Origin of the sequence: Streptomyces lancefieldiae, from assembly GCF_031845825.1 — a bacterium.
GTDB classification, from domain to species: Bacteria; Actinomycetota; Actinomycetes; order Streptomycetales; family Streptomycetaceae; genus Streptomyces; species Streptomyces lancefieldiae.
Genome location: NZ_JAVRFH010000001.1, coordinates 310,317 through 324,951 on the forward strand (window position 1 = coordinate 310,317; position 14,635 = coordinate 324,951).

15 protein-coding genes and 1 riboswitch are annotated in these 14,635 nt (G+C 71.7%); of the genes, 13 read left to right on the forward strand and 2 right to left on the reverse strand.

Going from position 1 to position 14,635, the window contains the following annotated elements:
• Positions 1–24 precede the first annotated feature (24 nt).
• The 3 genes from RM812_RS42990 (at position 25) to RM812_RS01645 (ending at position 2,731) form a co-directional block, all read left to right on the forward strand.
• The gene (locus RM812_RS42990) at positions 25–336 is read left to right on the forward strand and encodes a GH36 C-terminal domain-containing protein (RefSeq protein WP_394816408.1); all 312 of its coding nucleotides are present in this window, start codon (positions 25–27) and stop codon (positions 334–336) included.
• 328 nt (positions 337–664) lie between these two features.
• A riboswitch (cyclic di-AMP (ydaO/yuaA leader) is annotated at positions 665–822 on the forward strand.
• Between the two features lie 4 nt (positions 823–826).
• A complete protein-coding gene (locus tag RM812_RS01640) occupies positions 827–1,705 on the forward strand; it encodes a M23 family metallopeptidase (protein WP_311570538.1) in 879 nt (292 codons plus the stop codon).
• Between the two features lie 240 nt (positions 1,706–1,945).
• Positions 1,946–2,731 (forward strand): SGNH/GDSL hydrolase family protein, encoded by a 786-nt coding sequence (locus tag RM812_RS01645; protein ID WP_311570621.1) that lies wholly within the window; start codon positions 1,946–1,948, stop codon positions 2,729–2,731.
• Positions 2,732–2,806: 75 nt separating this feature from the next.
• Here RM812_RS01645 and RM812_RS01650 read toward each other — a convergent pair whose 3' ends face one another.
• Together RM812_RS01650 and RM812_RS01655 are read right to left on the reverse strand one after the other, a co-directional pair.
• Complete coding sequence (locus tag RM812_RS01650; RefSeq protein ID WP_311570539.1) at positions 2,807–3,427, reverse strand: TetR/AcrR family transcriptional regulator; 621 nt, start codon at positions 3,425–3,427, stop codon at positions 2,807–2,809.
• A 59-nt stretch (positions 3,428–3,486) separates the two neighbouring features.
• The gene (locus RM812_RS01655) at positions 3,487–3,675 is read right to left on the reverse strand and encodes a hypothetical protein (protein WP_311570540.1); all 189 of its coding nucleotides are present in this window, start codon (positions 3,673–3,675) and stop codon (positions 3,487–3,489) included.
• A gap of 167 nt (positions 3,676–3,842) precedes the next feature.
• Between RM812_RS01655 and RM812_RS01660 the strand changes: the two genes are divergently transcribed.
• From RM812_RS01660 to RM812_RS01705, 10 genes are all read left to right on the forward strand, one after another.
• The gene (locus RM812_RS01660) at positions 3,843–5,036 is read left to right on the forward strand and encodes an MBL fold metallo-hydrolase (RefSeq protein WP_311570541.1); all 1,194 of its coding nucleotides are present in this window, start codon (positions 3,843–3,845) and stop codon (positions 5,034–5,036) included.
• A gap of 121 nt (positions 5,037–5,157) precedes the next feature.
• Positions 5,158–5,574 (forward strand): hypothetical protein, encoded by a 417-nt coding sequence (locus RM812_RS01665; protein WP_311570542.1) that lies wholly within the window; start codon positions 5,158–5,160, stop codon positions 5,572–5,574.
• Between the two features lie 302 nt (positions 5,575–5,876).
• Positions 5,877–7,247: a COG1361 family protein gene (locus RM812_RS01670; protein WP_311570543.1), complete on the forward strand. Its 1,371-nt coding sequence runs from the start codon at positions 5,877–5,879 to the stop codon at positions 7,245–7,247.
• A 726-nt stretch (positions 7,248–7,973) separates the two neighbouring features.
• Positions 7,974–9,920, forward strand: a complete 1,947-nt coding sequence (locus tag RM812_RS01675) for an ATP-binding protein (protein ID WP_311570544.1) — start codon at positions 7,974–7,976, stop codon at positions 9,918–9,920.
• A 101-nt stretch (positions 9,921–10,021) separates the two neighbouring features.
• Positions 10,022–10,456 (forward strand): roadblock/LC7 domain-containing protein, encoded by a 435-nt coding sequence (locus RM812_RS01680; protein ID WP_064730860.1) that lies wholly within the window; start codon positions 10,022–10,024, stop codon positions 10,454–10,456.
• Between the two features lie 2 nt (positions 10,457–10,458).
• Positions 10,459–10,833 (forward strand): DUF742 domain-containing protein, encoded by a 375-nt coding sequence (locus tag RM812_RS01685; RefSeq protein ID WP_311570545.1) that lies wholly within the window; start codon positions 10,459–10,461, stop codon positions 10,831–10,833.
• A complete protein-coding gene (locus RM812_RS01690) occupies positions 10,811–11,455 on the forward strand; it encodes a GTP-binding protein (RefSeq protein ID WP_311570546.1) in 645 nt (214 codons plus the stop codon). Before RM812_RS01685 ends, RM812_RS01690 begins: the two co-directional genes overlap by 23 nt.
• Before the next feature lie 124 nt (positions 11,456–11,579).
• Positions 11,580–12,155: a GAF domain-containing protein gene (locus RM812_RS01695; RefSeq protein WP_311570547.1), complete on the forward strand. Its 576-nt coding sequence runs from the start codon at positions 11,580–11,582 to the stop codon at positions 12,153–12,155.
• Positions 12,156–12,358: 203 nt separating this feature from the next.
• The gene (tdh, locus tag RM812_RS01700) at positions 12,359–13,387 is read left to right on the forward strand and encodes an L-threonine 3-dehydrogenase (RefSeq protein ID WP_311570548.1); all 1,029 of its coding nucleotides are present in this window, start codon (positions 12,359–12,361) and stop codon (positions 13,385–13,387) included.
• A gap of 28 nt (positions 13,388–13,415) precedes the next feature.
• Complete coding sequence (locus RM812_RS01705; RefSeq protein ID WP_311570549.1) at positions 13,416–14,609, forward strand: glycine C-acetyltransferase; 1,194 nt, start codon at positions 13,416–13,418, stop codon at positions 14,607–14,609.
• Positions 14,610–14,635: the final 26 nt, after the last annotated feature.

Here is a 14,635-nt window from a genome sequence, read left to right on the forward strand (position 1 = left end):
GGAGCCGGCCGAGGCCCGGGACCGGTGGCTCTCCACGAGGGGATCCGGCCCCTCGTGCGGCGCGGCGACCTCTACCGGCTGCGGCCTCCGCGGGGCGGGCTCAGTGCCGTGCAGTACGTGTTCGGCGACGGGACCGCCGTCCTCGCCCGGCTGCAGGCCCAGCACCACGGCGAGCCCGTACCCGCGCCGAGGTGGCGCGGGCTCGACCCGGAAGCACCGTACGCATGCCGTGAAACGGGTGAAGTGCATCGAGGGGCGGTCCCGCTGCACCACGGTGTGTGCCTCGCTCTGCGTGGGGACCTCGACGCCACGGTCATCCGGCTGCGCCGCATCTGAGCCTTCTGACTCTTTTGGCTCTTCTGTCCGAAATTGACGCCTTCCTTCCAACTCGCTCTGGAATAAAAGAGGCTGGGGCGGTCTCGGGTGAGCAGCGTCATATCCGTGACGGTGCGTTGTTCGTCATGCTCACGTAATTCTGGCGGTTTTCAAGGCCGTTTACGTGAAGGGCCGCATGTGAAATCGACGGAGTGTGACCGGCGATTCCCGCAATGGATCACATGAAAGTCCCGCCCCAGGAAAGTCACGCTTGTCCCTGGGAGTCCTGGTCCCTTACGTTCACCACCGATCCGGACGGACGCCTAATCCTGCCGCCGACCGGAGCCCCACTCATCCATCACCCGTACCCGGCAGGAGCGGGGGACCCACAGGTACCACTGCCTGTTCCGGTTCCCGGAACGGCTCGGGGTAAAGCCGCGCTTCGGCGCGGCCGGGCATCTCCAGCCCGCACCCGACAGCTCACCTCGCAGGCGCCGGAGAGGAATCCGCCATGCCCGCGAAGGGTAAGCACCGCCGTACCAGGGCCATGCGCCTCACCCGAACCCTCGCCGTCGCCGGAACCGGTGGCGCCGCGCTCGCCCTCCCGCTGATGGGTGCCGCCGGTGCCCAGGCCGCTCCCGCGCAGTCCGTCTCCGAGCAGGCCGCGCAGTCCCTCCCGACGACGGCCGAGCAGGCCGCCGGGAACAGCGCCGGGAAGAACTCGGGCGCGACGACGTACACCGTGCGGAGCGGTGACTACCTGTCGAAGATCGCTGACGAGCAGCACGTCGACGGCGGCTGGAAGAAGCTCTACTCGGACAACCGCCAGGTCATCGGCTCCGACCCGGCGTTGATCCACCCGGGCCTCGAGCTGTCGATCGGCCAGAAGGCCGCGGACGAGTCCGCCGAGAAGCCCGCGGCGCCGAAGAGCACCGCGCCGAAGAGCGCCGCGTCGGACAGCACCGAGCCGGAGAAGTCGTCGAACGGTTACACCTCCCCCGTCGCCGGCGGCAGCGTCGGTACGCCGTACCACCAGTCGGGCAGCATGTGGTCCAGCGGCTACCACACCGGCACGGACTTCGTCGTCCCGACCGGCACCTCGCTCAAGGCCGTCGGCGCGGGCACGGTCGTCTCCGCCGGCTGGGGCGGCGCGTACGGCAACCAGGTCGTCATCAAGCTCGCCGACGGCCACTACGCCCAGTACGCCCACCTGTCCTCGCTCTCCGTCTCCGCCGGCCAGTCGGTGACGGCGGGCCAGCAGGTCGGCCTCTCGGGCGCCACCGGCAACGTGACCGGCCCGCACCTGCACTTCGAGATCCGCACCACGCCGGACTACGGCTCGGACGTGGACCCGCTGTCCTACTTGCGCTCGCACGGCGTCTCGGTCTGACGCCGGTTTCGGCGCGGCCTCCGCGCCACCGAAGGCCGGACCCCGATCCCCGGGTCCGGCCTTCGGCCTACGGTCCGTCTTCGGCCTGTCGTCGGTCTTCCGCGTATTCCGGAATTGACGAACACTTTAGGCGTGGTTTTTCTCACCGCCCGTCAACCCCTTCCTACGGTCGCGTAGGTCACATTCCACGGTGAATCATGGGCCGATGTGGCAGACGATTCGAAGAGTGACAGCAGAGCAGTGATCGGGTCGTACGTGGCGGTGGGGGACAGCTTCACCGAGGGCGTCGGCGACCCCGGCCCCGACGGGGCGTTCGTCGGCTGGGCCGACCGGTTCGCCGTCCTGCTCGCGGACCGGCGCCCCGAGGGCGACTTCACGTACACGAACCTCGCCGTGCGCGGCAGGCTGCTCGACCAGATCGTGGCGGAGCAGGTCCCGCGGGCCGTCGAACTCGCACCGGACCTGGTCTCGTTCTGTGCGGGCGGCAACGACATCATCCGGCCCGGCACCGACCCCGACGAGGTGGCCGAGCGGTTCGAACGGGCGGTGTCCGCGCTGACCGCCGCGGCCGGCACCGTCCTGGTGACGACCGGGTTCGACACCCGCAAGGTGCCCGTCCTCAAGCATCTGCGCGGCAAGATCGCCACGTACAACGGACACGTGCGCGCCGTCGCCGACCGCTACGGCTGCCCGGTGCTCGACCTCTGGTCGCTCCGGAGCGTCCAGGACCGCAGGGCGTGGGACGCGGACCGGCTGCACCTCTCGGCGGAGGGCCACACACGTGTGGCGCTGCGCGCGGGCCAGGTCCTCGGCCTCAGCATCCCGGCCGACCCGGACCAGCCCTGGCCGCCGCTGCCGCCCCGCGGCACCCTCGACGTCCGGCGGGACGACGTGCACTGGGCACGCGAGTACCTGGTGCCGTGGATCGGACGCCGGCTGCGCGGAGAGTCCTCGGGAGACCACGTGACCGCCAAGGGGACGCTGTCGCCGGACGACATCAAGTCGCGCATCGACGCGGTGGCCTGAAGGCGGGACGGGGACGGGGGACAGGGAGGCAGACGGGGACGGGGCGCAGCAGCGGAGATCCCGGGGCCGGGCGGCTCATCGCGGCGATGCCGTCAACGCCTCCCGTGCCAGGCCCAGTTCCCGGGCGAGCGCCTCGTCCGTCCACTCCTGTGCCTGGGCCCGTGTCACCGCGCCCGCGTACGACGTCAGCTGCACGGCCAACCCGTCGAGCAGGGCCGTCAGTCGCAGGGCGGCGCCGTCGGGGTCCGGGCACGGGAACTCCCCGGCGGCCACGCCCTCCGCGATGACCTCGGCGATCGCCGCCTTCCACTGCCGGTCGAGCTCCCGCGCGACCTCACGCAGGTCGGGCTCGCGCAGGGCCACGGCCCAGCTCTCGATCCACAGCCGCCAGCCCTTGGCCTGCCCGGTGGGGGCGTACCACCGCACGGCCGTCCGCAGGCGGCGCAGCGCCGACGTACGGCGGCCCAGCAGCTTGCGCAGATGGGCGAGATCGTCCTCGGCGGCGTGCGCGAAGGCGGCGGCGACCAGCTTCTCCTTCGTCGAGAAGTGATAGAGCACCAGTGCGTTGCTGACACCGAGCGCGGCGGCCACGTCGGCGATCCGCAACGCCGCCACGCCCCGCGCCGATATCTGCTCGATGGCCGCGCACAGCAGCTCCTCGCGCCGCTCCGTCACACTCAACCGGACTCTCGCCACGCCCGTCAGCCTATACAGGCGCCCGGACGTGCGGCGACGCCCGCCTCCGGCCCCTGGATTCAGTCCGTCGCGGCGGCGGCACCGGCCCCGCGGCCCGTGTCGGACAGGTCGCAGGAGTCCTTGAAGCCCTGGCTGGTGAGGTCGGGCGCCTTGCCGGGGTCGAGGACCTTGCCGTAGGTGCGCCTGGAGTACCACTCCATGACGCGGAGGAGGAGCGTCCGGGGCGGGGTGAGGGATACGCGGGCCATGGGGGCCACCCTCCTGTCCGTCGGTCGTGCCGTGCCGTTCCGGGCGCTTTGGCGGGGCGCCCTCACCGGTACGACGGGTGGAGGGAACCCGAATGTGACACCGGTCGTTCGAGGTGACGTCGGACAGGACGACAATGAGATCCTGACCCACTCCACCAGGAGGTACCGTGGCCGCCCCCCGTTCCCCTCACACCGGGCTCCGCGTGCCGCGGCCCGCGGCCTTCGGCGCCGACCCGGGCGGTGAGCGCATGGCGCGTATCCGCCGTTCGCCGCACTTCCGCGACGGGGTGTTCCAGAACCCCGGAGGCACCGCCCGCACCCGGCCCTCCGGATCGGCCCGCGAGTTCGCCAAGATCTATTTCGACCGGGAGTCGCGGCTGCGCCGTTCCCCGGGGGGACCGGTCCCGGTACACGCCACCACGCTCGCCGACATGGCCCGGCCGCCTGCCACCGGACTGCGGCTGACCTGGATGGGGCACTCCAGCGTGCTCGCCGAGATAGACGGGCAGCGGGTGCTCTTCGACCCGGTGTGGGGCGAGCGCTGCTCCCCGTTCCCGTTCGCCGGGCCCAAGCGGCTGCACCCGGTCCCGGTGCCGCTCGCCGCCCTGGGCGAGGTGGACGTGGTCGTCATCTCCCACGACCACTACGACCACCTGGACATGCCCACGATCAAGGCGCTGGCCGGCACGGACACCCTGTTCGCGGTGCCGCTCGGTGTCGGCGCCCACCTCGAACACTGGGGCGTGTCCGCCGACCGGCTGCGCGAACTGGACTGGCACGAGTCGACGCGCGTCGGCGGCCTCACCCTGACCGCCACCCCGGCGCGGCACTTCTGCGGGCGCGGCCTGCGCAACACCCAGCACACCCTCTGGGCGTCCTGGGTCGTCGCCGGCGAGGAGCACCGCGTCTACCACAGCGGCGACACGGGCTACTTCGACGGCTTCCTGGACATCGGCGCCGCCCACGGCCCGTTCGACGCGACGATGATCCAGCTCGGGGCGTACGCCGAGTTCTGGCCGGACATCCACATGACACCTGCTCAGGGGGTCCAAGCCCATCTCGACCTCCAAGGAGGCCGGCCGGGCGGGGTCCTGCTCCCGATCCACTGGGGCACCTTCAACCTGGCACCCCACCCGTGGGCGGAGCCGGGGGAGTGGACGAAGGACGCGGCCGAGGAGGCCGGCCAGGCGGTGGCGTTCCCGCGGCCGGGCGAGCCGTTCGAGCCTGCGGGGAAGCTGCCGGTGGAGGCGTGGTGGCGGGCGGTGTCGGGTCCGGTCGCGCACCCCTGGCGGCGTCCCCAGGGTACTGAAGGTGTGGCCGAGACGAGCAGGAAGGATCTCGACCTCGCGGGTGAGCGGTGACGTCGGTCGGGCACAAGGTGGGGGAGACGGTGCGGACGGCGGAGCGTCTCCAGGCTGAAGAGCAGGATGGATCGTTTGCTGCGAGCCTTGGACGGAGCGCCCAGCGTGGAGCGTGAAGCCATTGCTCAGCGATTCTCACCCTTGCCGTCCCTCACCCTCGGCGAGGCCACCCCCCGCCCTGTCCGGCGGCGAGGCCCAGCGACTGAAGCTCGCCACCGAACTGGGCCGCGACCAGCGCGACGCCCTGTTCGTCCTGGACGAACCCGGCGTCGGCCTGCATCCGCTCGACGTCCGCGTCCTGCTCGGCGTACTGCAACGCCTGGTCGACAACGGGGCCACCGTCGTCTTCATCGAGCACGACCTCGACGTGATCGCCAACGCCGGTCACGTGATCGACCTCGGCCCCGGCGGCGGTGTGCACGGCGGACGCGTCACCGCCGCCGGCACCCCCGAACAGATCGCCGACAGCCCCGACGGAGTCACCGGCCGCTACCTGGGCGAGGTACTCGCACACGCTGGCCGACCCGGCCCGCGGTGACGGCCCGCTGCGACCCCGAGGGCCGATGGGTGTCGCCCGCTCCAGCCGTCGTCGCGGTGAAGTCGACCGTTCCGGCAAGTACGCACCCCGCCACCGCGACTCACCCGCCATCGCCATCGCCAGCACCGTCGCCCGTGCACGGGCAGGTGGCCGAGTCGGTGCCGAGATGTGCAAGGTCCCGAGTGCCCTCCAACAGGGCTGGAAACCGGGGCGCGCCGGGTTTCCCTGCTGTGTGATGATCCTTCCGGTGTGCCGGGGCTCCTGGCACATCAGTCACCTTTCCACACACTTGGGGGGTAGCAATGAGCCTGTCATCTGCCGGACGCCCGGTACGTCTCAGATCCGGCGCCGCCGTGGTGATGGCGGCCGGCCTGCTGGCGGCCGGCCTCGCCTCGCCCGCGTTCGCCGCCGACGACCCGCCGCAGAGCGACCAGCTGTGGATCAACACGCCGTACGAGCAGATGCTGCCGATCGGTACCGACGGCGGTCAGCCGCAGTCCCGCACCCTCGGCGTCGGCATCTACCACGACAACGACAACTTCACGGTGACCGACGGCAGGCTCACCGTCGACGTCTCCGGCCTCGCCGGGGTCGCCGAGGTGACCTGGTCCGACAACTGCACGCCGAGCGGCGCCGGCGCGGTGTGTGACATCCCCGTGGTCCCCACGATCGGGGGCGACTATGAGGACCAGGTGTTCCTGACGGTGCGCGCGGCCGCCGGTGCCGAAGTCGGCGCGCAGGGCAGGATCACCTACGAGGCGACGGCCACCGGCGGCCCCGACGGGACGCTCACCGCGCCGCACGAGAGCTTCGACACCACGCTCACCGTCGGCGCAGGGCCCGACCTCGCCATCGACCCCGTCGCCGGCATCGAGGAGGGTCTGCCCGGCGACGAGCGGACGATCCCGTTCAAGGTCACCAACAAAGGCAACGAGAGCGCGAACGGGTTCACCGTCGAGCTGTACGCCTCGTACGGCCTGACGGATCTGACCCGGTACGACGCCTGCACTTACACCACGACGGACGGCAACGACTACGCACCGTCGAACAAGGCGGTCTGCACGTTCGATCAGGTGCTGGCGCCGGGCGACACCTTCGAGCTGCCCGAGCCGCTGACGGTGCGACTCGCTCCGCACGCACTGAACGAGCGGCTGGACATCGACGTCGAGCCGGGCGACGGCGCCCAGGACATCGACCCCGACAACGACTACGAGGTCGTCCAGATCGGTGCGGAGAACACCGCGGACTTCTCGGTGACCGGTGACACCGTCTCAGGCGCGGCGGGCGAGACAGCCACGGCCGAGCTCACGTTCAAGAACAACGGTCCGGCCTGGCTCGGCAACCTCGGTTCCGGCGACCCGGTCGCCGAGGTCCGGCTGGTCGTTCCCGCAGGCACCACGGTCACCGGCGTGCCGTCCGGCTGCTACCCGCGCACCCTCGACGGCGGCTACCACCCGAAGCAGACGGGGGCCCCGCGCTACGACTGCAGCCTGCGGTACTGGGTGCTGGAGGACACCCGGCGCACGTTCGCGTTCTCCGTGCGCGTCGACACCGTGGTGCCCGGCGCGACCGGTGCCGTGAGCATCCACCCCGCGTACGGTGAGTTCGGCGAGTACCCCTTCGGCTTCGACCCGGATCTCACGAACAACACGGCGGTCCTGGCCGTCAACTGACCGCCCGGAGGGTTCGGAGCAGCCGCCCGAGAGGCTGCTCCGAACCCGCGCTCCACAGGGCGGCAGGTGCCCCTCGGCACGCGGCTGGACATCGACCCGCCGGTGTACGAGTCGTGGCGCGATGAGGAGCGCCGTCCGTCGGCGAACGCGGCGGAGGGCGGGTGAACCGAGCAGGACGGCTCTGCCGCGTTACTGACGGGGAAGCTGCCCTCGGACCTCTGGTGCCGGGCTGTGACTCATCCGGTCGCTCGCCCTTGGCGTCGGCCCCGGCCGCGGCCGTCTCCCACCGAGGCCCGCACGGACGTCCTCGACCTTGCGGGTGATCGGTGACAGCGGGGCGAGGACGACCTCGGAGTCAGTGCCAGGGCGCCGAGGAGTCGTTCAGCCTGCCTGAGCAGACGCCCCTATGGTCACCGACGGTGACAGTTTCTGATTGGTTCCGACCGGTATTCCGTCCTTTCGGAGCGGGCGCTTCACCGGCTTATCGGCCTGTCGTACGAGGCCTCATACCAGAGCGGGACGTTGTCCGAGGGACTTTGCCAACTGCCCACCACACATGATGCGCAGGCGACTACTGTCAGTGTCCGTCGGGCGACGCAGGGCTGGATCACCCGGTCCTCTCGGCCGACACCGCGATGACGCGTGCCCACGTGGCGTCGCGTGTCCGCGTGGCGTCCGGCACCACGCGCGAGCACCCAGGCCCGACGGACCAGTACGAGGACACCGATGTCTCACCTCCGCGCCCCGGCCGCGCGAGCAGATCGCCGTGAGGGCGGGCGGCACGGCCGGCCGGCCTCCAAGACCGCCCCCGCGCTGCCCGAGACCCACATACGGCCCCAGCTCCTGCGTCTCGCCGTGCTGCCGCCCGTCGCGGTCGCCCTCAGCGCCTGCGCGGCCGTCCTGTTCACCATCCGGTCCACCGGCGTCCGGCCCGGCCTCGGCCTGTGGGGCGTGCTCGCCGGGGCGGTCTCGGTGGCCCTCGCGGCCGTCGTCATCGCCGCCGTCGCCGCCGACCGCGCCGCGCGGTCGGTGTACGAACGCGTCGGAGCCCTGCGCCGCAGCACCGCGCGTGGCGAGGGCGATCTGCAGGCCGTGGTCGAGGCGCTGCGCCGCGGCGAGACCCCGCCCCAGCGCAAGCCCCGCGGCGGACCGCCGCAGGACGCCGACGACTTCGAACTGCTGGCCGCCGACCTGTCCCGCGCCCACGACGGGGCCGTCACCGCCGTGGTCCGGGCCGCCCAGCTCTCCAGCCAGGCGGGCAGCGAACAGAAGCTGGAGGTCTTCGTCAACCTCGCGCGGCGCCTCCAGTCGCTGGTGCACCGGGAGATCTCCATCCTGGACGAGATGGAGAACGAGATCGAGGACCCCGATCTCCTGAAGGGCCTCTTCCACGTCGACCATCTCGCCACCCGCATCCGCCGCCACGCCGAGAACCTCGCCGTGCTCGGCGGTGCCGTCTCGCGTCGGCAGTGGAGCAACCCCGTCGACATGACCGAGGTGCTCCGCTCGGCCATCGCCGAGGTCGAGCAGTACTCGCGCGTCCGGCTGGTCCCGCCGATCGACGGCACCCTGCGCGGACACGCCGTCGCGGACGTCATCCACCTGCTGGCCGAACTCGTCGAGAACGCCACGCTGTTCTCCGCCCCGCAGACCCAGGTGCTGATGCGCGCCAACCTCGTCACCTCCGGCCTCGCCGTCGAGGTCGAGGACCGCGGACTGGGCATGCCCGTCGGCGAGCAGAGCCGGATGAACGCCCTGCTCGCCGACCCCGACCAGGTCAACGTCGCCCGCCTGCTCGCGGACGGCCGCATCGGGCTGTACGTCGTCTCCCAGCTCGCCAGGCGGCACGGCATCACCGTCCGCCTGCAGACCAACATCTACGGCGGTGTCCAGGCCGTACTGGTCGTACCGCAGGCCCTGTTGGGCGCGGAGCCCGGAGCTGGGCCCACGGCCGCGAACCGGACGCAGGAGGCGACGGGGGCCGAGGCGACGCCCGTACCACCGCCCCGGCATCAGTCGCGCCCCGCGATGCCGCCGGCTCCCGTGGCGCCGGTTCCCGTGCCGCCGGCTCCCGTGGCACCCGGGCCCAGCGCGTCGGCCGGTGTCCACGGGGGCGAGCCGGTGCCGCTGCCCGTGCGCGGCGCCCACGAGGACCGGTCCAACCCGGCGGCCGCCGTGCCCGGCGTCAGGCCCGACGACCGGGGCGTCCTGGCAGAGCACGCGGCCACCCCGCCCGTCCCGCGCCACAGCGCCGTGCGCGGCACCATGGGCAAGCCCCACCTGCCCCGCCGCCGCGCCCAGGAGCACATCGCACCCCAGTTGCGCGGCGGCCCCGCGCCGCGCCAGGAACCCGAGGACCACGCGGGCCACGACCCGGGCCTGATGGCGGCCTTCCAACGCGGCATCGGCCTCGCGGAGGCCCAGCAGCACGTGCGAACGAGTCCCGTGCGAACGAGTCCCGTGGAGCCGGCCCGCGTAGAGCCTGCCCACGCGGGGCCGGTCCACGTGGAGCCGAGCCGTGTGGAGCGGGTCCATCCAGAGCCGACCCCCGTAGAGCCGGCCACCCCACAGCCGCCCCGACCAGAGCCGACTTCCGTAGCGGCAGCCCCCGTAGTGCCGATCCACCCGGAGTCGCCGCACGGGGAGCCGACCCACAGGGACTCGTCCGGATGACCACCCGGATGCCCACCCGGGCGATCACCCCCGCCCCCGCCCCCACCTCCACCACGACCAGCGCTCCCGCAGACCTTCGTACCCCAAGGAGTCGATCCACCATGGCGAGCGATGCGCCGACCGGCCAAGTGTCCGACCTCGACTGGCTGATGAGCGGCCTCGTGCAGCGCGTGCCGCACACGAGCAGCGCGGTGCTCCTGTCCTGCGACGGACTGGTCAAGTCCGTGCACGGCCTCGATGCCGACAGCGCCGACCACATGGCGGCGTTGGCCTCCGGCCTGTACTCCCTCGGCCGCAGCGCCGGAGTCCGCTTCGGCGACGGCGGAGACGTACGCCAGGTCGTCGTCGAACTCGACTCGACCCTGCTCTTCGTCACCACGGCCGGCTCCGGCACCTGTCTCGCCGTGCTGGCCGGCCGGGAGGCCGACGCCGCCGTACTCGGCTACGAGATGGCGATGCTGGTCAAGAGCGTGCGCCCCTACCTGGTCACCGCACCCCGACAGCACGCCGTCGAACCCCCGGCGATGAGGCCTTGAGGGTGGCCGCGGCCGGCGACGGGCCCTGGCTCGACGACGCGGCCGGTCGGCTGGTGCGCCCCTTCACCGTCAGCAACGGCCGTACCCGGCCCACCGTCGCCCTCGACCTGATGTCCCAGGTGATGGCCACGGGGACGACCCCCCTCGGCTATCTCGGCCCCGAGCACGCACAGGCACTCGACCTGTGCCGGGCGCCCCTCCCGGTCGCCGAGCTCGCCGCTCACCTGAGGCTTCCGGTGGCAGTCACCAAGGTGCTGCTGTCGGACCTCGTCGACTGCGGCGCGCTGACCACCAAACCCCCCGCCGCGTTCCACCACGACCCCACGGACCGGGCCCTTCTGGAGGCAGTGCTCGATGGACTACGACGACAGCTCTGACTACGGCCACGGATCCGTCCCGGGACCCGGCCACGACACCAGCGACCCCTTTCCCACCGCGCTGAAGATCCTCGTGGCGGGCGGATTCGGAGTGGGCAAGACGACCTTCGTCGGCGCGGTCAGCGAGATCGCTCCGCTGAGCACGGAGGAACTGCTCACCACGGTCAGCGCCGCCACCGACAACCTCGACGGAATCGAGAACAAGCTCGAAACGACCGTGGCCATGGACTTCGGCCGCATCACCCTCGACCCGGAACACGTGCTGTACCTGTTCGGGACGCCCGGCCAGGAACGGTTCTGGTTCATGTGGGACGAGCTGTGCGAGGGCGCGCTCGGCGCGGTGATCATCGCCGACACCCGGCGGCTCGAGGAGTCCTTCGCCGCCGTCGACTTCTTCGAGGAACGCGGACTCGGCTTCATCGTCGCGATCAACGAGTTCGACGGCGCGTACCGCTACGACCCCGAGGAGGTGCGCGCGGCCATGGACCTCCACCCCGAGATCCCGATCGTGCGCTGCGACGCCCGGATCTCCAGTTCCGGCGTACAGACGCTGCTCACCCTCGTACGCCACCTGATCGCCCACACACCGGCCCCCACGACGGGGTTCGGCGCCCACAGGTGATGCCCAGGCATACACAGGTGATGCCCGGGCACGCACGGGTGATGCCCGGGCACGCACAGGTGATCCCCGCCCACACCGCCACGGAGCCGCACATGACGCACGTCCACAGCGACGGAGCCCGCCGATGAGTTATGACCCGCCGCGCCCGGTCGGACGTCTGCTGCTCACCCCCGAGGACCGGGAGGCCCCCGCGCGGGTGCGACGGCTGCGCCGGCTCGGTCTCGCGGAGCGCCCGGATCCGGCCCTCGACGCCTTCGCGGCCCACCTCGCCCGCCTCGCCGAGGCGCCGTACGCGATGGTCAACTTTCTGGTCGAGAACGGGCAGTTCTTCGCGGGGCTGCGGATTCCCGAGATCGCGCCGGTGACGCGCGGGGACGGCACCAGCCCCGAGTTCGGCCGGGTCCAGCCCCGCGACCACGGTTTCTGCCCGCACGTGGTGGTCCGGCGCAAGGCGCTGGTCCTGGAAGACGTGCGCGACTATCCGCGGTTCGCGGGCAACCCGGTCGTCGACGAGTTCGGCATCCGCTCCTACCTCGGAGCTCCCCTCATCGACAGCACGGGGACGGTACTGGGCACGGTGTCCGCGGCCGACGTGCGGCCCCGGGTCTGGGGCAGGGCGGGCCTGGCGACGATCAAGTCGACGGCGGCCGACCTCGTACGCCGCATCGAACGCAGCGCGGAGGACGGGCTGCCGCTGTGAGGCTCCCCGTTGTGAGGCCCCCGCTGTGAGCTGCCGGGCGCCGTGCGGGGCGTGAAGGAAAGCTGTGACCAGGCTTAAGAAAGGCTCGATGGACCCGGGACGGTGTCGTACGGCAGATTGCTGTGCGATTCCCCTCCCCTCCTCGGACGCGGGCCGCTTCGGCGTGCCCGGCGCCGGGACCTCACCCGTCAGGAGCCGTAGCGTTGAAGGCGCTGGTCAAGGAGAAGGCGGAGCCCGGGCTGTGGCTCGCCGACGTCCCCGAGCCCGTCATCGGACCCGGTGACGTACTCATCAAGGTGCTGCGCACCGGCATCTGCGGCACCGACCTGCACATCCGGGCCTGGGACGGCTGGGCGCAGCAGGCCATCCGCACCCCGCTCGTCGTCGGGCACGAGTTCGTCGGCGAGGTCGTCGAGACCGGGCGGGACGTCACCGACATCAAGGCCGGCGACCGCGTCAGCGGCGAAGGACACCTCGTGTGCGGCAAGTGCCGCAACTGCCTGGCCGGACGGCGCCACCTGTGCCGGGCCACCGTCGGGCTCGGCGTCGGCAGGGACGGGGCGTTCGCCGAGTACGTCGCCCTGCCCGCCGCCAACGTCTGGGTGCACCGCGTCCCCGTCGACCTCGATGTCGCGGCGATCTTCGACCCGTTCGGCAACGCCGTGCACACCGCCCTGTCCTTCCCCCTGGTCGGCGAGGACGTCCTCATCACCGGCGCCGGACCCATCGGCCTGATGGCCGCCGCCGTGGCCCGGCACGCGGGCGCCCGCAACGTCGTCATCACCGACGTGAGCGAGGAGCGCCTGGACCTGGCGCTCAAGGTCGGCGTGAGCCTCGCCCTCGACGTGTCGAAGGCGACCATCGCCGACGGCCAGCGCGAACTCGGCCTGCGCGAGGGCTTCGACATCGGCCTGGAGATGTCCGGCCGCCCCGAGGCGATGCGCGACATGATCACCAACATGACGCACGGCGGCCGGATCGCGATGCTCGGCCTGCCGTCCGAGGAGTTCCCGGTCGATTGGGCCCGGATCGTCACCTCGATGATCACGATCAAGGGCATCTACGGCCGCGAGATGTTCGAGACCTGGTACGCCATGTCGGTGCTGCTCGAAGGCGGCCTCGACCTCGCCCCCGTGATCACCGGCCGCTACGGTCACCGCGACTTCGAGGCGGCCTTCGCCGACGCCGCGAGCGGCAAGGGCGGCAAGGTCATCCTCGACTGGACCGCGTAAGTCATCTGCTTTCCTAGGAGCTTCTGAGATGTTCGACTCCGTGCGCGACGACCTGCGCGCCACCCTCGACGAGATCCGCGCCGCCGGCCTGCACAAGCCCGAGCGCGTCATCGGCACCCCGCAGTCCGCGACGGTGAACGTCACCGCCGGCGGCCGTCCCGGCGAGGTCCTCAACTTCTGCGCCAACAACTACCTCGGCCTCGCCGACCACCCAGACGTCGTCGCCGCCGCCCACGAGGCGCTGGACCGCTGGGGCTACGGCATGGCGTCCGTGCGCTTCATCTGCGGCACCCAGGAGGTCCACAAGGAGCTGGAGGCCCGCCTCTCCGCGTTCCTCGGCCAGGAGGACACGATCCTCTACTCCTCCTGCTTCGACGCCAACGGCGGCGTCTTCGAGACCCTCCTCGGCCCCGAGGACGCGGTGATCTCCGACGCCCTCAACCACGCCTCGATCATCGACGGCATCCGCCTGTCCAAGGCCAGGCGCCTGCGCTACGCCAACCGCGACATGGCCGACCTGGAGGCCCAGCTCAAGGCAGCCGGCGACGCCCGCCGCCGGCTCATCGTCACCGACGGCGTCTTCTCCATGGACGGCTACGTCGCCCCGCTCCGCGAGATCTGCGACCTCGCCGACCGCTACGACGCCATGGTGATGGTCGACGACTCGCACGCCGTCGGCTTCGTCGGCCCCGGCGGACGCGGCACCCCCGAGCTGCACGGCGTCATGGACCGCGTCGACATCATCACCGGCACCCTCGGCAAGGCCCTCGGCGGCGCCTCCGGCGGCTACGTCGCCGCCCGCGCCGAGATCGTCGCCCTGCTGCGCCAGCGCTCCCGGCCGTACCTCTTCTCGAACACGCTGGCCCCGGTGATCGCCGCCGCCTCCCTCAAGGTGCTCGACCTGCTGGAGTCGGCCGACGACCTGCGCGTCCGGCTCGCGGAGAACACCGCCCTGTTCCGCCGCCGGATGACCGAGGAGGGCTTCGACATCCTCCCCGGCGACCACGCCATCGCGCCGGTGATGATCGGCGACGCGTCGAAGGCGGGTCGCATGGCCGAGCTGCTGCTGGAGCGCGGGGTGTACGTGATCGGCTTCTCGTACCCGGTCGTCCCGCAGGGCCAGGCCCGCATCCGCGTGCAGCTGTCCGCCGCCCACTCCACCGAGGACGTCGACCGCGCGGTGAACGCCTTCGTGGCGGCACGCGAGGAGCTGGACGCCTGACACCGGCCCGACCGGCCCGTGTCCGA

Excerpts from the sequence above, each read along its gene's own strand:
- RM812_RS01640 (WP_311570538.1), top strand. The coding sequence starts at position 827 with ATGCCCGCGAAGGGTAAGCACCGCCGTACCAGGGCCATGCGCCTCACC.
- RM812_RS01655 (WP_311570540.1), bottom strand. The coding sequence starts at position 3,675 with ATGGCCCGCGTATCCCTCACCCCGCCCCGGACGCTCCTCCTCCGCGTC.
- RM812_RS01670 (WP_311570543.1), top strand. The coding sequence starts at position 5,877 with ATGAGCCTGTCATCTGCCGGACGCCCGGTACGTCTCAGATCCGGCGCC.
- RM812_RS01675 (WP_311570544.1), top strand. The coding sequence starts at position 7,974 with ATGTCTCACCTCCGCGCCCCGGCCGCGCGAGCAGATCGCCGTGAGGGC.
- RM812_RS01680 (WP_064730860.1), top strand. The coding sequence starts at position 10,022 with ATGGCGAGCGATGCGCCGACCGGCCAAGTGTCCGACCTCGACTGGCTG.
- RM812_RS01690 (WP_311570546.1), top strand. The coding sequence starts at position 10,811 with ATGGACTACGACGACAGCTCTGACTACGGCCACGGATCCGTCCCGGGA.
- RM812_RS01695 (WP_311570547.1), top strand. The coding sequence starts at position 11,580 with ATGAGTTATGACCCGCCGCGCCCGGTCGGACGTCTGCTGCTCACCCCC.
- RM812_RS01705 (WP_311570549.1), top strand. The coding sequence starts at position 13,416 with ATGTTCGACTCCGTGCGCGACGACCTGCGCGCCACCCTCGACGAGATC.